This window comes from Streptomyces sp. NPDC028305 (genome assembly GCF_055569495.1).
In genome coordinates this window covers 1-14411 of sequence record NZ_JBVHTN010000011.1, presented here as the reverse complement: position 1 = coordinate 14411, position 14411 = coordinate 1, and the positions used below count along the sequence as shown (strand labels likewise).

Genomic DNA, 14411 nt, shown 5'->3' with positions numbered 1-14411 from the left:
CGCCGGGAGCGCCGGGGGCCCGAGGGCTCAGGTGCCCGATCGGCTGCCGCGCTGCGCGACCAGCTCGTCCCTTATCTCGCGGAGCAGCGCGATCTCGGCGCTCTCCTTGTCGGCCTGCTCCTCCTCTTCCCTCTGCTCCTTGGCGGCCTTGCGCGCCAGATAGCGCGACATCGGCAGCACCATCAGGAAGTACACCACCGCCGCCGTGATCAGGAAGGTGAGCACGGCGCTCAGCACCGTGCCCCAGAAGATGGGGATGCCCTTGACGACCTCGCCCGCCGCGTTCGTCTCGCAGGGCGCCTGGAGACAGGAGTGGTACTTCTCCAGGTCCTTGGTGCCGAAGGCGCCGACAACCGGATTGATCAAGCCCTTCACTATGGAGTTCACAACCCCCGTGAACGCGGCTCCGACCACGACCGCGACGGCCAGATCGATCACGTTGCCCCGCATCAGGAAGGCCTTGAAGCCATCCATGACGCTCTTCTTCTCCTCGCTCAACCCTCTGCCTCTCTCTCGCCGCGCCGGTTCTGGAGCGGACGGCTCCGCAACCTACGGTCAAGATCGGCACAGCGCCACCGCCAACCGCGATGTGGTCGCCGCGCCGGCCAGGGCCGCCGCCGTCGTCCGGGGCACCGCGAGCACCACCAGTGCCCCGCCGCCCGCCGCTTGGGAATCCCCGGTGTCGAAGTCGCCGGGGTCGAGATCCCCGGCCCCGGTGCCCGCCGCGGCGCGCACCGGCCGCGGCCGCGGCACATCGGTCACCTCCGCGCCGCGAGCGATCACACGCGCGGTGGCGGGGCCGCGAGTCTGACCGGCCCCCGGGGCGGCCAGCACGTCCACCCGGTCGCCGGGGCGCAGCAGCCGCACGGCCGCCGCGTCGGCGATCCGGACCGGAGCGGACACCACGGCCGGGCGCGGCTCGCGCCGGACGTTCTCCGGTGGTGAGGACGCTGCCGGGCGCGGGTCTCCGCCGCCGGACGGCGCGGCGGCCGCCAGCGCCGCCGCGGTCATCGCCAGCCCCGCCGCCATCGAGCGCCGTCGCCGCCGTAACGCACGCCGGAGCCGATGGCCGCCGCGGCCCACCCGCACCGGCCCGAACCGGGGAACCGTGCACGTCGGGGGAGTGCGACGGGACCGCTCGGCCCAGGACGGCGCCGGGCGGGGCCGGGACATGGGCAGAGGGGATGAGGAGAGAGAAAGAGGTGGAGAAGAGGGAAGAGACGAAGAAGGGGAAGGAGAGGAACGGAACGGGTCGGACACGGCAATCACCGCCTGTCGTGCGAGGCCGGGAGCTTCTGACCCCTCCACGATGCCCGCCCGCCCCGAATCCCGCTCCGGCCTGTGCACAACCCCCAGGCTGTGGACAACTCCGTCACCCGCGCGGGTAAAGCCGACGCGGGTGAACCCCCGTGGGTAAAGCCCCCGCGGGTAAAGCCCGCGCGGGTGGAACCCCTCCGCCGCTAAGGCAGTTCGATCCCCAGGTCCCAGCCGTCGTGCCCATGCCCGCACAGACAGTCCCGCGCATCGGTGGCCGGCAGCGCGCCCACCGCGTCGAAGAGCACGTCGCGCAGCCGCTCCAAGTTCTCCCCGAACACCCGCAGCACCTCGCCGTGCGAGACGCCCTCGCCCGTCTCCGCCCCCGCGTCCAGGTCCGTGACCAGAGTCAACGACGTGTAGCAGAGCTCCAGTTCACGGGCCAGCACCGCCTCTGGATGCCCCGTCATGCCGACCACCGACCATCCCTGCGCCGCGTGCCACCGCGACTCGGCCCGGGTGGAGAAGCGCGGCCCCTCGATCACGCACAGCGTGCCACCGTCCACCGGCTCCCAGCCGCGCCCGCGCGCCGCCGCCACCGCGGCCTGCCGTCCGGCCGGGCAGTACGGATCGGCGAAGGTGGTGTGCACCACGTTCGGCACCCGCCCGTCCGGCAGCGGCTCGCCGTCGAAATAGGTCTGAATACGGCCCTTCGTGCGGTCCACCAGCTGGTCCGGCACCAGCAGCGTGCCCGGTCCGTACTCCGGCCGCAGTCCGCCCACCGCGCACGGGCCGAGGACCTGCCGCACGCCGACCGAGCGCAGCGCCCACAGGTTGGCGCGGTAGTTGATCCGGTGCGGGGGCAGGTGGTGCTTACGGCCGTGGCGCGGGAGGAAGGCGACCCGCCGCCCCGCGACCTCCCCGAGGAAGAGCGAGTCGCTCGGCGCGCCATAGGGGGTCTCGACAGTGATCTCGGTCACGTCGTCGAGGAAGGAGTAGAACCCCGACCCGCCGATGACCCCTATCTCCGCATGCGTGCTGCTGGTGTCCGCCATGCGGTCACCCTAGCCAGCGCCGCCCGTGCATACGAACATCCCACCGACTCGCCCCTCGGGGGGCGGGTGGCGGGATGTCGTATGTGATCGAGACGGCCGCGGGTCAGGCGGCCGACGAGCTGCCGGCCGACGAGGCCGACGACGAAGAGCCCGAGGAGGACGTCGAGGAGGTCGACGACGAAGACGCGTCCGAGGACGACGACGAAGACGAAGCCGACGAGGAGCCCTCGCTCTTCACGGACGTCGGCTTGGACGTGCCGCTCGTGCTGCTGGACGAGGAGCCGCGGCTGTCGTTCCGGTAGAAGCCGGAGCCCTTGAAGACGATACCGACCGCCGAGAACACCTTCTTGAGGCGTCCGTTGCAGTTGGGGCACTCGGTGAGCGCGTCGTCGGTGAACTTCTGCACCGCCTCGAGGCCCTCGCCGCACTCGGTGCACTGGTACTGATAGGTCGGCACTTACTCCTCCTGGCACTCTCACTCAGTGAGTGCTAACGACGCTCCATAGTGCAGTATTCCCGCTCGCCAGTCCACTGCGGCGGGCAATACGGTGACCCATTCCACGTGGCCGCGGGTCCCCGGCCGCCCCGGGCCGGGGACCCGCGTGATCGCGAACCGGCCCCCGCCCGTACCGCCGCCGGGTCACTGGCCGGTCGTGCCCAGCCAGCCCGCCAGCTTGCCGCCCCGGCCCACCGCCCGCAGCCGCTCCTCCGCCGCGTCCCGCACCGGGTCCGTGGCCACGACCAGCAGCTCGTCGCCGCGCCGCAGCACGGTCGACGGCTGCGGTACGAAACTCTTCTCGGCCCGTACGACCAAGGTGACCGCGGCCCCCGTCGGCAGCCGCAGCTCGCCGATCTCCACGCCGTGCATCTTGGAGTGCTCGGGGATCGAAACCGACAGCAGATGGCCGCGCAGCCGCTCCAGCGGCGCCGACTCGATACCGAGGTCCGCCGCCGCCTCCTCCTCGCCCAGGCGCAGCCGGCGCGCCAGCCAGGGCAGCGTCGGGCCCTGCACCAGGGTGTAGACGATCACCAGCACGAAGACGATGTTGAAGACGCGGCGGCTGTCGGGCACGTTCGAGACCATCGGGATGGTGGCGAGCACGATCGGCACCGCGCCGCGCAGCCCCGCCCACGACAGCAGCGCCTTCTCCCGCCAGGGCACCCGGAAGGGCACCGTGCTCACCAGCACCGAGACCGGCCGGGCCACGGCCGTCAGCACCAGCCCGACGCCGATGGCCGGCCACACGTCGTCACCCAGCTCATGCGGGGTGACCAGCAGGCCGAGCAGCACGAACATCCCGATCTGCGCGATCCAGCCGAGCCCCTCGGCGAAGCCGCGCGTCGCCGGCCAGTGCGGCAGCTTCGCGTTCCCCAGGATCAACGAGGCCAGATAGACGGCGAGGAAACCGGAGCCGTGGGCCAGCGCCCCGCCCGCGTACGCGATCACGGCGATCGCCATCACCGCGATCGGGTACAGACCCGAGGCGGGCAGCGCCACATGCCGCAGCCCGAACGACCCCAGCCAGCCGATCGCCAGCCCCACCACCGCGCCGATGGCCAGCTCCAGAGTGATCTCGCCGAGCAGCGCGTACCACGGGCTGACCCCGCCCTGGGCGGAGAAGGCGACCACCAGGATCACCACCGGGGCGTCGTTGAAGCCGGACTCCGCCTCCAGGGCGCCCGTGAGCCTCCTGGGCAGCGGCACCTTGCGCAGCACCGAGAAGACCGCCGCCGCGTCCGTGGACGACACCACCGCCCCGATGATCAGCGCCTGCCGCCACTCGAGCCCGACCAGATAGTGCGCGGCCGTCGCCGTGACCCCGACGCTCACCGCGACCCCGACCGTGGACAGCACCGCGGCGAGTGGCAGGGCGGGTTTGATTTCCCGCCACTTCGTGCCGAGGCCGCCCTCGGCCAGGATGATCACAAGGGCGGCATAGCCGAGTACCTGCGTGAGCTCGGCGTCCTCGAAGACGACGCCGATCCCGTCCTGCCCGATCGCGACGCCGAGGCCGAGGTAGATCAGCAGGGTCGGCAGCCCGCTGCGGCTCGAGACCCTGACGGCCGCCACTGCTACGAGCAGGACGAGTGAGCAGATCAGCAGGAGTTCGTTGAGGTGGTGGACAGTCAGCGGCCGAACCTTTCTCACGGGAGCGGCCGGAAGGCTCCCCGACCGACCGGAACTTCATTGCCTTACCTAACATTTTACGGGTTCTTGACGCGGGTGGCTCACATCGATTTTTCAGGGGCGATGGCCGGGGGACGGCCCCAGCCATGACTCCGCGTAGGGGAGGCGACAGCGCTGCGCCTATGGTTGCTCCAGCACTCCAGGATCACCCTGCCCCTCGAAGGACAGCGATGCCCGCCAACAAAAACGGCCCTTCTGGCAAAAAGAAGGGCCGACGTGCCCGCCTGATCGTGATCGCAGTCGTGCTGCTGCTCGTGGGGGGCGTCGGGTACGGCTCGTACTGGAGCATCAGTACGGTCCGTGCCTCTTTCCCGGAGACGACGGGGTCGCTCCAGCTCAAGGGCCTGTCGGGGCCCGTCCAGGTCAAGCGTGACGGCTATGGCATACCGCAGCTCTACGCGAACACCCCCGAGGATCTCTTCCGCGCCCAGGGGTACGTCCAGGCCCAGGACCGCTTCTGGGAGATGGATGTGCGCCGCCACATGACGGCGGGCAGGCTCTCCGAGATGTTCGGCTCCGGACAGGTGGAGACCGACGCGTTCCTGCGCACCCTGGGCTGGCACCGGGTCGCGAAGCAGGAATACGACACCAAGCTGTCGCCGGCGACCAAGAAGTACTTGCGGGCCTATGCCGACGGCGTCAACGCCTACCTCGCGGACCACAAGGGCAAGGAGTTGTCCGTCGAGTACGCGGCCTTGGAGTTCGAGCACGACTACACGCCCGAGAAGTGGACCCCGGTCGACTCGGTGGCCTGGCTCAAGGCCATGGCGTGGGACCTGCGCGGCAACATGCAGGACGAGGTCGACCGGGCGCTGGCCTCCAGCCGGCTGAAGCCCGAGGAGATCGAGGAGCTGTACCCGTCCTACCCGTACGGCCGCAACAAGCCGATCGTGGACAGCGGCGCGGTGAACGACATCACCAAGGCGTTCGACCCCAAGGCGACCGCCACGGACACGTCCGCCGACTCCACCGCGAACGGCGTCGCGGGCGCCACCGGGGGCTTCCAGACCCAGCTCTCCTCGCTCTCCAAGACCCTGGACGACATCCCCGCGCTGCTCGGCCCGAACGGCACCGGCATCGGCTCCAACTCCTGGGTCGTCGCCGGGCGGTACACCACCACCGGCAAGCCGCTGCTCGCCAACGACCCGCACCTGGCCCCGCAGCTGCCGTCCGTCTGGTACCAGATGGGCCTGCACTGCAACCAGGTCAGCAGCGCGTGCCCGTACGACGTGGCGGGCTACACCTTCTCCGGCATGCCGGGCGTGGTCATAGGTCACAACCAGGACATCGCCTGGGGCATGACCAATCTGGGCGCCGATGTGACCGATCTCTACCTGGAGAAGGTCACCGACGAGGGCTACCTCTACGACGGCAAGCAGATCCCCTTCAAGACCCGCGAGGAGACCATCAAGGTCGCCGACGGCAAGTCCAGGACGATCACGGTCCGCTCCACCAGGCACGGTCCGATCGTCTCCGACCGTGACGACGAACTCGGGGACGTCGGCAAGAGCGCGCCGGTCGGCAGTGAGGTCGGCGACGTGGCCCCCGACCGCGGTGACGGCTACGCGGTCTCGCTGCGCTGGACCGCGCTGGACCCCTCCAACACCATGGACGCGGTCTTCGAGCTCAACACCGCCAAGAACTTCACGGACTTCCGCAAGGCGGCCCGCGACTTCGCCGTCCCGTCCCAGAACCTGATCTACGCCGACACCAAGAACCACATCGGCTACCAGGCGCCCGGCAAGATCCCCACGCGCGCCAAGGGCGACGGCCGCTACCCGGCGCCCGGCTGGGACTCGCGCTACGAGTGGAACGGCTACATCCCGCAGGCCGAGCTGCCCTGGGACTACGACCCCAAGCGCGGCTACATCGTCACCGCCAACCAGGCCGTCATAGGCAAGGACTACAAGTACAAGCTGACCGACGACTGGGGATACGGGGCGCGCAGCCAGCGGATAACCGACCTGATCGAGTCGAAGATCAAGGACAACGGGAAGATCTCGACCGACGACATGCAGTCCATGCAGATGGACAACAGCAGCGAGATCGCCGAGCTGCTGACTCCGTACCTGCTGAAGATCGACGTCAAGAGCGACTATGTCAGGGGCGCGCAGAAGCTCCTGGAGGGCTGGGACTACACCCAGGACTCGGACTCCCCGGCCGCCGCCTATTTCAACGCCGTCTATCGCAACGTCCTTATGCTCGCGTTCGGAAATAAACTTCCGAAGGAGCTGCGGGTGAAGGGCCAGTGCCTGCGGGTCCGGCCCGCCGATGACTCCGGCCCCGCCGAGGACCTGGACGGCAACGCCCGGCTGGTGCGCGAGTGCGGCCAGCGCGACGCGGCGTCGGCCCAGCCGGACGGCGGCGACCGCTGGTACGAGATCATTCGGAAGATCATCAAGGATCCGAAGAACAAGTGGTGGAAGACCACCGGCACCCGCCTCGAGCCCGCCGCCACCAACCGGGACGAGCTCCTGGCGGAGGCCATGAAGGACGCGCGCTCCGAGCTCACCGCCAAGCTGGGCAAGGACATCAACAGCTGGAGCTGGGGCCGGCTGCACCAGCTCACGCTGAAGAACCAGACCCTGGGCACCGAGGGCCCGGGCGTGGTGCAGTGGCTCCTCAACCGCGGCCCCTGGAACCTGTCCGGCGGCGAGGGCGCGGTCAACGCCACCGGGTGGAACGCGGCGGGCGGCTACGGGGTCACCTGGGTGCCGTCGATGCGGATGGTCGTCAACCTCGACAATCTGGACAAGTCGCGGTGGATCAACCTCACCGGCGCCTCCGGGCACGCCTACAACGCCCACTACACCGACCAGACCGAGAAGTGGGCGAAGGGCGAGCTGCTGCCCTGGTCCTTCAGCAAGAGCGCGGTGGAGAAGTCGACGGACGACGCGCTGGCGCTCACGCCCTGACACCCCGTCTCCCTCGCGAGACGACTCCGCGAGACGACTCCGCGAGACGACTCCGCGAGACGACGCACGCCCCTCGCCGAGCCTCCGCCCCTCGTGGCGGAGAGGCCTCGGCGGGGGGCGTGCGGCTGTGACGGGCAGCGCGGGCGGCCCTACGCGGGGCCCTGGGCGGCGCGGAAGCGGTGCACCGCCGACGGGGTGATCGCCGCGTGCACCGGCCGGTCGTGGGCCTCGCCCGGGACCTCGCCGAGCACCTCGCCGTCGTACAGCAGCACCACCAGCGCCGGGCGGGCCCCCGCCCGGTCCAGCCGGGCCAGCACGCGGTCGTACGAGCCGCCGCCGCGGCCCAGCCGCACCCCCCGCCGGTCCACCGCCAGCCCGGGCAGCAGCACGACGTCCGCCCCGGTGACCGCCTCCGGGCCCAGCCGCGGCCCCTCCGGCTCCAGCAGCCCCCGCCGGGCGCGCACCAGCCGGCCGGGGCCCTCGTCCCGGCCCCAGTCGAGGTCGTTGTCCTCCAGCAGGACCGGGAGCAGCACCCGCACGCCACGCGCGCGCAGCGCCTCCCTCAGGCCCTCCGTGCCGGGCTCGCCGCCGATCGAGACATAGGCGGCCACCGTGTGCGCCTCCGCGAGCTCCGGCAGCTCCAGCGCGCGACACGCCAAGCGCGACCGGGCGTCCGCGATGTCATCCGCCGTCAACCTGGCTCTTACCGCCAGGAGGCTTCGCCGCAACTCCGGCTTACTACCTTCGATGTTGATCATTGAGCGCGCAAACCTCCTGTCTCATGTCATATTCACCGAATCCTCATGATCCGCCCAAAGGCACCCGATAGGGTTCGGTACATGACTCAAGCGCGTACTCGGATCAGCAAGGCTGTCATCCCTGCCGCGGGGCTCGGAACCCGCTTCCTGCCGGCCACCAAGGCCACCCCCAAGGAGATGCTGCCGGTCGTCGACAAGCCGGCGATCCAGTACGTCGTCGAGGAAGCCGTCACCGCCGGGCTGTCCGATGTGCTCATGATCACGGGTCGTAACAAGCGGCCCCTGGAGGATCACTTCGACCGCAACTACGAGCTCGAAGAGGCCCTGAGCCGCAAGGGCGACGAGACCCGACTCGCCCGCGTCCAGGAGTCCAGCGATCTCGCGACCATGCACTACGTTCGCCAGGGCGACCCCAGGGGCCTGGGCCATGCCGTACTCTGCGCCGCCCCGCACGTCGGTGACCAGCCCTTTGCCGTGCTCCTCGGCGACGACCTCATCGATGCCCGCGACCCGCTCCTGTCCCGGATGGTCGAGGTGCAGGAGCAGCACGGCGGCAGCGTCATCGCCCTGATGGAGGTGGACCCCGCCCAGATCCACCTCTACGGCTGCGCCGCCGTCAAGCCGACCCTGGACGGGGAGGTGGTGCGGGTGACCGGGCTCGTCGAGAAGCCGGACCCGGCCGACGCGCCCAGCAACTACGCCGTCATCGGCCGCTATGTCCTCGACCCCGCCGTCTTCGACGTGCTCCGCGCCACCGAGCCCGGGCGCGGCGGCGAGATCCAGCTCACCGACGCGCTCCAGGCGCTGGCCGCCGATCCGGACGTCGGCGGGCCGGTCCACGGGGTCGTCTTCAAGGGGCGCCGGTACGACACAGGCGACCGTGGCGACTATCTGCGTGCCATTGTCAGACTCGCGTGCGAACGTGAAGACCTGGGCCCGGATTTCCGGGACTGGCTTCGCCGTTACGTCACCGAGGAGATGTAGCACTGTGAGCAGCACCGCGGCACGCGCCACCGACCAGGGCCCCAGCGAAGACCCGGACCGGGGGCCGCGGCCCGGTGCGTCCGGCCGCGGCGAGGGGCGGGGTGGGGGCGAGGGCGGTGACCGCTTCTGGACGGTGGCCGAGCACCTGGACGACATCCTCGGCCATCTCAACCCCCTCGACCCCATCGAGCTCCAGCTGCTCGAGGCCCAGGGGTGCGTCCTCGTCGAGGACATCACCGTCCCCTCCGCCCTCCCGCCGTTCGACAACAGCTCCATGGACGGCTACGCGGTCCGTACGGCCGATATCGGGGCGGCGACGGAGGACTACCCCGCGGTGCTCACCGTCGTCGGCGACATCGCGGCGGGCAGCGAGTCCGCGCCCGCCGTCGGCCCCGGCGAGGCCGCCCGCATCATGACCGGCGCCCCGCTGCCGCCCGGCGCCCAGGCCGTCGTGCCCGTCGAGTGGACCGACGGCGGCCTCGGCGAGGGCCCGGTCACCACCATGCCCGCCCACAGCGAGGCCCCCGAGGGCGCGAGCGGCAGAGTGCGCGTCTTCCGCCCCGCCGCGACCGGGCAGCATGTGCGAGCCCGTGGCTGCGACGCGGCGGCGGGCGAGCTGGCGCTGGGGGCCGGCACGGTCCTGGGCGCACCGCAGATCGGCCTGCTGGCCGCGCTCGGGCGGGCCAGGGTCAAGGTGCGGCCGCGGCCGCGCGTCGTGGTGCTGTCGACCGGCAGCGAACTGGTCCAGCCCGGCCAGGAGGCGGGCCCCGGCCGGATCCACGACTCCAACAGCTTCCAGCTCACCGCCGCCGCGCGGGACGCCGGGGCGATCGCCTACCGGGTGGGCTCGGTCGCCGACGATGCCGGGACGCTGCGCGCGACCGTCGAGGACCAGCTGAGCCGGGCGGACATCGTGGTCACCAGCGGCGGCGTCAGCGTCGGCGCGTACGACGTGGTCAAGGAGGCCATGCGGGAGGTCGAGTTCCGCAAGCTGGCCATGCAGCCGGGCAAGCCCCAGGGCTTCGGGCGGGTCGGCCCGGACCGCGTCCCGTTCATCGCCCTCCCCGGAAACCCGGTCAGCGCGTATGTCTCCTTCGAGCTGTTCGTGCGGCCCGCCATCCGCACCCTCATGGGCACCGGCCCCGTCCACCGCCCCCTGGTGCGGGCGCGCTGCCCCGAGGGCGTCGCGTCCTCCCCGCGGGGGCGGCGCCAGTTCCTGCGCGGCTGGTACGAGCCCCCGGGCGTGGACGGCGGGGCGGGTCTCGTCACCCCTGTGGGCGGCTCCGGATCCCACCTGGTCAAAGCGCTGGCGCACGCGAACGCGCTGATCGTCGTCCCCGAGGAGACCACGGAGGTCGCCGCGGGCGCCGAAGTGGACGTCGTCCTGCTCACGTGAGCGCACTCGTCGTCGCGCGCTGCGGGTGGGCAGCTGTTGTTTCGGTCGCGGTCGGCGCGGCAAGGCCTTCCGCCGCACAGTGGCCGGTATCCCCACCGCCAGGTTCCGGGAACGCCTGCGCGGCATGGCCTACCACCAAGGGCTGACCCTGATCGCCGTGGACCCGGTCTACACCTCCCGCTGGGGCGCCCATCACTGGCAGGCACCTCTCGACGATCAATCGAAGACCATGGTCACCGGGCATCATGCGGCCGCGGTGGTGATCGGCAGACGCGGCCTGGGACAACGGATTCGGCGTCGGCCAGGTGTGACCGCTTTCGACCAGAGGATCGGACAGCGGAGAGCTACCGGCCAGACCGTATCCGCGCCCAGGCCACGTGGGACCACGAGCCCACCCAGGACCACAGGCACGCCCCACAAGGGCGGCAAGACCTGCCGGAACCGAAGTGACCCGCCCGTGCCGCTCCCCGCACCCAGGACCGTTCGGGGTGCACCCGGCAGCAGACACCTCCCACCTGGACCGGAATGTGCTGATGTGGCCAACGCAGGTCAACAACACCAGGAACGGTACGGTGTCGTCCCACAGGAGCCACCTGGCCCGGACCGGGAGAACGATGAGCAGCGCCCAGGACCATCTCACCCATCTCGACCCATCGGGCGCGGCGCGCATGGTCGACGTCTCGGACAAGGACGTCACCGCCCGCACCGCCCGCGCCAGCGGCCGTGTGCTCGTCGCCCCGCGCGTCGTGGAGCTGCTGCGCGGCGACGGCGTCCCCAAGGGCGACGCGATCGCCACCGCGCGGATCGCGGGCATCATGGGCGCCAAGCGCACCCCGGACCTGATCCCGCTGTGCCATCCGCTCGCCCTCTCGGGCGTGACCGTGGACCTCACGGTCGCCGACGACGCGGTGGAGATCATCGCCACGGTCCGCACCACCGACCGCACGGGCGTCGAGATGGAGGCCCTGACGGCGGTCAGCGTGGCCGCGCTGACGGTGATCGACATGGTGAAGGCCGTCGACAAGTCCGCCGTCATCACGGACGTCCGGGTGGAGGAGAAGACGGGCGGCAAGTCCGGCGACTGGAGCCGGGCATGAGCGGCTCACCGACGTACCGCGCCCTGGTCGTCACCGCGTCCAACCGCGCCGCCGCCGGGGTCTACGCCGACAAGGGCGGCCCGCTGCTCGTGGAGGGGCTGGCGGCGCTGGGCCTGGCGGTCGACGGGCCATGGGTGGTCCCCGACGGCGACCCGGTGGAGGCGGCCCTGCGTGACGCGGTGGCCGCTTCGTACGATGTCGTCGTGACCACGGGCGGCACGGGCATCTCGCCCACCGACCGCACCCCCGAGGCGACCCGCCGGGTGCTGGACTACGAGGTTCCGGGCATCGCGGAGGCGGTCCGCGCCGAGGGCCTGGCCAAGGTGCCCACCGCCGCGCTCTCCCGCGGCCTGGCCGGGGTCGCCGGGACGACCCTGATCGTCAACCTGCCGGGGTCGACCGGCGGTGTACGGGACGGGCTCGCGGTCCTGGGGCGGCTTCTGGTCCACGCGATCGAGCAGTTGCGCGGCGGCGACCACCCCAGACCGGCCGACCCTCCTGATCCCGCCGGCCCCGCACACCCCGACACCGGTCGCCCCACCGCCCCCACGGGTCCCACCGCCCCCACCGGTCCGGCCGGGAGCGCGCGCTGAACGCGCCCTGGCCGGTCGCGCTGGCGGACGGCGACACGATCCTTCGCCCTATAAAGCTGCGCGACCAGCGCGCGTGGCGCGAGGTCAACCAGCGCAACCGCGACTGGCTGCGCCCTTGGGAAGCCACCATTCCGCCGCCCCCGCCCGGCGGCCCCGTCACCCACCGGCCCACCTACCGCCAGATGGTCCGCCATCTGCGCGCCGAGGCGCACGCCGGGCGGATGCTGCCCTTCGTGGTGGAGTACCGGGGGCGGCTTGCCGGACAGCTGACGGTGGCCGGAATCACCTGGGGCTCGATGTGCTCGGGCCATATCGGCTATTGGGTCGACGAGGCGGTCGCCGGCCGCGGGGTCATGCCGACCGCCGTGGCGCTCGCGACCGACCATTGCTTCCGTACGGTCGGACTGCACCGCATCGAGGTGTGCATCAGGCCCGAGAACGGGCCGAGCCGCCGGGTGGTGGAGAAACTGGGATTCCGCGAGGAGGGGCTGCGCCCCCGCTACCTCCACATCGACGGCGCCTGGCGCGATCACCTGGTCTTCGCCCTCACGGCGGAGGAGGTTCCCGAGGGGCTGCTGGCGCGGTGGCACCGGATGAGGCCGGGCGCATCACAGAAATAAAATATTTGTTCGAAATAAGTGTTCGATAACTTCCGCCAATTGAGCACATTCCCATCCTGGTCATCCCAACAATCACAAAAAAAGTTCGAGATATCAGCCAGATCGTGCGACACACCGCGCCAATTGGCAGATGGCCTCGCGCGGACCCCTCTACCGTGTGACCGTGAGCAGCAGTGGCCTCATCTACGCAGTCATCGTCGGGGCCTGGGCCGCCTATTTGGTGCCGATGTGGCTTCGTAGGCAGGACGAGCTCAATGAAGCCCGTCCCACGGAGCGCTTCAGCACCGCCATCCGGCTGTTGTCCGGACGGGCGGGCATGGAGCGTCGTTACGCCAAGGAACGGGCGGAGCTCGAGGCCCTCGGGGGCCTGGAGGACCAGGACGGCCGCGCCGACGACGCGGACCGCCCCGAGGCCGGGGGAGACGCCGCCGGCCCGGACCGGCGCGTGGCCGAGCCGGACGCCGTGACCGACGCGGTCGACGTCCGGGCCTTCGCCGACCCCGTGACCATGCGCGCGCCCGTGCCGCCCCACGCCGCACCGCCCGCCGACGGCCCTGCCCCGGCGTCTCCCGCCTCTCCTGTGGGAGCCTCCGGCCCGTCCCCCGGCACCGCGGCCCGCAACCCGCGCGCGAAGGTGCTGGCGCGCCGCCGGCGCACCACCATCGTTCTCTTCGTCGCCTTCACCCTCGGCGCGGTCGTCGCGGCGGTCGGCGGCCTCACCTTCCTGTGGGCCCCGGGCCTCCCGGCCGTCCTGCTGAGCGCGTACATCGCCTACCTCCGCACCCAGGAGCGCCGCCGCTTCGCCTTCACCATGGACCAGCGCCGCGCCGAGCTGGCCGCCCAGCGCCTCCGCGAGCGCCGCCCGCGCGCCTGCCCGCCCGCCGAGGACCCCACCGACGACGGCCCCGCCGAGCCGCCGGCCCGCGCCGAGGCCGACCGGGCCGCCCCGGCGGCCTCCCCGCACGCGGCCGGCCGCCGCGCCCTGGTCGAGCAGACGGACCACGCGGAGTGGGTGGACCAGCAGCGCGAGCGCGAGCGCGGACCCGCCTCCGGCGAGAGCTGGGAGCCGGTGCCCGTCCCCCTGCCCACCTACGTCACCGCGCCCGTCGCCCCCCGCGCGACCGGCAACGTCGACCTGGGCGCCCCCGACGCCTGGAGCTCCGCCCGCTCCAGCGCTGCGGAGCCCACCCACGCCCCCGACCCCGCCGCCCGCGGCCCCCGCGAGCGCGGCCGCACCCCCCTGTTCGACCAGTACGCCGACGAGGACCGCCCCCGCGCCGCCAACGAGTGACCCTGACCAGCGGGGACCGTCCTGGCACCGGCGAGGAACGGATTTCCAAGCACCCCGGACGGGATGCTAGAGTTTCACTCGCTGCAAGGGCCTGTGGCGCAGACTGGTAGCGCACCTCGTTCGCATCGAGGGGGTCAGGGGTTCAAATCCCCTCAGGTCCACACAGCGGCTGTTCTTGAGTTAGCTCGAGAATGGTTCACGAGATCCCGTCCGATCTGATTGATCGGGCGGGATCTTGGCGTTTCTGGGGTCTGTTCGAG

The 14411-nt window shown here is 71.4% G+C and carries 13 protein-coding genes and 1 tRNA gene; 8 read left to right on the top strand and 6 right to left on the bottom strand.

Translation table 11 applies throughout. From position 1 onward, the window contains the following. Positions 1-27: 27 nt before the first annotated feature. The 5 genes from mscL to ACZ4WQ_RS39820 all read right to left on the bottom strand — a co-directional run bounded on the left by mscL (position 28) and on the right by ACZ4WQ_RS39820 (position 4458). Positions 28-474 carry a large conductance mechanosensitive channel protein MscL gene (gene mscL, locus ACZ4WQ_RS39840; protein ID WP_311726444.1) on the bottom strand — a complete coding sequence of 149 codons (447 nt, stop codon included), beginning with the start codon at positions 472-474 and terminating at the stop codon, positions 28-30. A gap of 81 nt (positions 475-555) precedes the next feature. Continuing rightward, positions 556-1029: an RcpC/CpaB family pilus assembly protein gene (locus ACZ4WQ_RS39835; protein WP_311726443.1), complete on the bottom strand. Its 474-nt coding sequence runs from the start codon at positions 1027-1029 to the stop codon at positions 556-558. A 431-nt stretch (positions 1030-1460) separates the two neighbouring features. Then, positions 1461-2309 (bottom strand): S-methyl-5'-thioadenosine phosphorylase, encoded by an 849-nt coding sequence (locus tag ACZ4WQ_RS39830; protein ID WP_398370766.1) that lies wholly within the window; start codon positions 2307-2309, stop codon positions 1461-1463. Positions 2310-2412: 103 nt separating this feature from the next. Next, positions 2413-2766, bottom strand: a complete 354-nt coding sequence (locus tag ACZ4WQ_RS39825; protein WP_311726441.1) for an FmdB family zinc ribbon protein — start codon at positions 2764-2766, stop codon at positions 2413-2415. A gap of 183 nt (positions 2767-2949) precedes the next feature. Beyond that, a complete protein-coding gene (locus tag ACZ4WQ_RS39820) occupies positions 2950-4458 on the bottom strand; it encodes a potassium/proton antiporter (RefSeq protein WP_385342577.1) in 1509 nt (502 codons plus the stop codon). A 209-nt stretch (positions 4459-4667) separates the two neighbouring features. Between ACZ4WQ_RS39820 and ACZ4WQ_RS39815 the strand changes: the two genes are divergently transcribed. Next, a complete protein-coding gene (locus ACZ4WQ_RS39815; protein WP_311726439.1) occupies positions 4668-7412 on the top strand; it encodes a penicillin acylase family protein in 2745 nt (914 codons plus the stop codon). A gap of 149 nt (positions 7413-7561) precedes the next feature. On the opposite strand, the gene ACZ4WQ_RS39810 is transcribed toward ACZ4WQ_RS39815, so the two are convergent. Continuing rightward, a complete protein-coding gene (locus tag ACZ4WQ_RS39810; RefSeq protein WP_385342579.1) occupies positions 7562-8170 on the bottom strand; it encodes a 5-formyltetrahydrofolate cyclo-ligase in 609 nt (202 codons plus the stop codon). An 81-nt stretch (positions 8171-8251) separates the two neighbouring features. Between ACZ4WQ_RS39810 and galU the strand changes: the two genes are divergently transcribed. The 7 genes from galU to ACZ4WQ_RS39775 all read left to right on the top strand — a co-directional run bounded on the left by galU (position 8252) and on the right by ACZ4WQ_RS39775 (position 14312). Next, entirely contained in the window at positions 8252-9154 is a 903-nt protein-coding gene (gene galU, locus ACZ4WQ_RS39805) for a UTP--glucose-1-phosphate uridylyltransferase GalU (RefSeq protein WP_385342581.1), read from the top strand. Between the two features lie 4 nt (positions 9155-9158). Further along, complete coding sequence (gene glp, locus ACZ4WQ_RS39800; protein WP_398370770.1) at positions 9159-10550, top strand: molybdotransferase-like divisome protein Glp; 1392 nt, start codon at positions 9159-9161, stop codon at positions 10548-10550. A gap of 614 nt (positions 10551-11164) precedes the next feature. After that, positions 11165-11647 carry a cyclic pyranopterin monophosphate synthase MoaC gene (gene moaC, locus ACZ4WQ_RS39795; RefSeq protein ID WP_311726436.1) on the top strand — a complete coding sequence of 161 codons (483 nt, stop codon included), beginning with the start codon at positions 11165-11167 and terminating at the stop codon, positions 11645-11647. Continuing rightward, complete coding sequence (locus ACZ4WQ_RS39790) at positions 11644-12240, top strand: molybdenum cofactor biosynthesis protein B (protein WP_398370772.1); 597 nt, start codon at positions 11644-11646, stop codon at positions 12238-12240. Before moaC ends, ACZ4WQ_RS39790 begins: the two co-directional genes overlap by 4 nt. Then, complete coding sequence (locus ACZ4WQ_RS39785) at positions 12237-12860, top strand: GNAT family N-acetyltransferase (RefSeq protein WP_311726502.1); 624 nt, start codon at positions 12237-12239, stop codon at positions 12858-12860. Before ACZ4WQ_RS39790 ends, ACZ4WQ_RS39785 begins: the two co-directional genes overlap by 4 nt. A gap of 163 nt (positions 12861-13023) precedes the next feature. After that, entirely contained in the window at positions 13024-14151 is a 1128-nt protein-coding gene (sepX, locus tag ACZ4WQ_RS39780) for a divisome protein SepX/GlpR (protein WP_311726434.1), read from the top strand. An 87-nt stretch (positions 14152-14238) separates the two neighbouring features. Next, positions 14239-14312: transfer RNA gene (locus ACZ4WQ_RS39775), tRNA-Ala, on the top strand. The last annotated feature ends 99 nt before the right edge of the window (positions 14313-14411 follow it).

What these genes read in the sequence shown, in the direction of transcription:
- ACZ4WQ_RS39790 (WP_398370772.1), top strand. Translation starts at nt 11,644, where the DNA reads ATGAGCGGCTCACCGACGTACCGCGCCCTGGTCGTCACCGCGTCCAAC.
- mscL (WP_311726444.1), bottom strand. Translation starts at nt 474, where the DNA reads ATGGATGGCTTCAAGGCCTTCCTGATGCGGGGCAACGTGATCGATCTG.
- ACZ4WQ_RS39835 (WP_311726443.1), bottom strand. Translation starts at nt 1,029, where the DNA reads ATGGCGGCGGGGCTGGCGATGACCGCGGCGGCGCTGGCGGCCGCCGCG.
- ACZ4WQ_RS39810 (WP_385342579.1), bottom strand. Translation starts at nt 8,170, where the DNA reads ATGATCAACATCGAAGGTAGTAAGCCGGAGTTGCGGCGAAGCCTCCTG.
- ACZ4WQ_RS39830 (WP_398370766.1), bottom strand. Translation starts at nt 2,309, where the DNA reads ATGGCGGACACCAGCAGCACGCATGCGGAGATAGGGGTCATCGGCGGG.
- moaC (WP_311726436.1), top strand. Translation starts at nt 11,165, where the DNA reads ATGAGCAGCGCCCAGGACCATCTCACCCATCTCGACCCATCGGGCGCG.
- ACZ4WQ_RS39815 (WP_311726439.1), top strand. Translation starts at nt 4,668, where the DNA reads ATGCCCGCCAACAAAAACGGCCCTTCTGGCAAAAAGAAGGGCCGACGT.
- galU (WP_385342581.1), top strand. Translation starts at nt 8,252, where the DNA reads ATGACTCAAGCGCGTACTCGGATCAGCAAGGCTGTCATCCCTGCCGCG.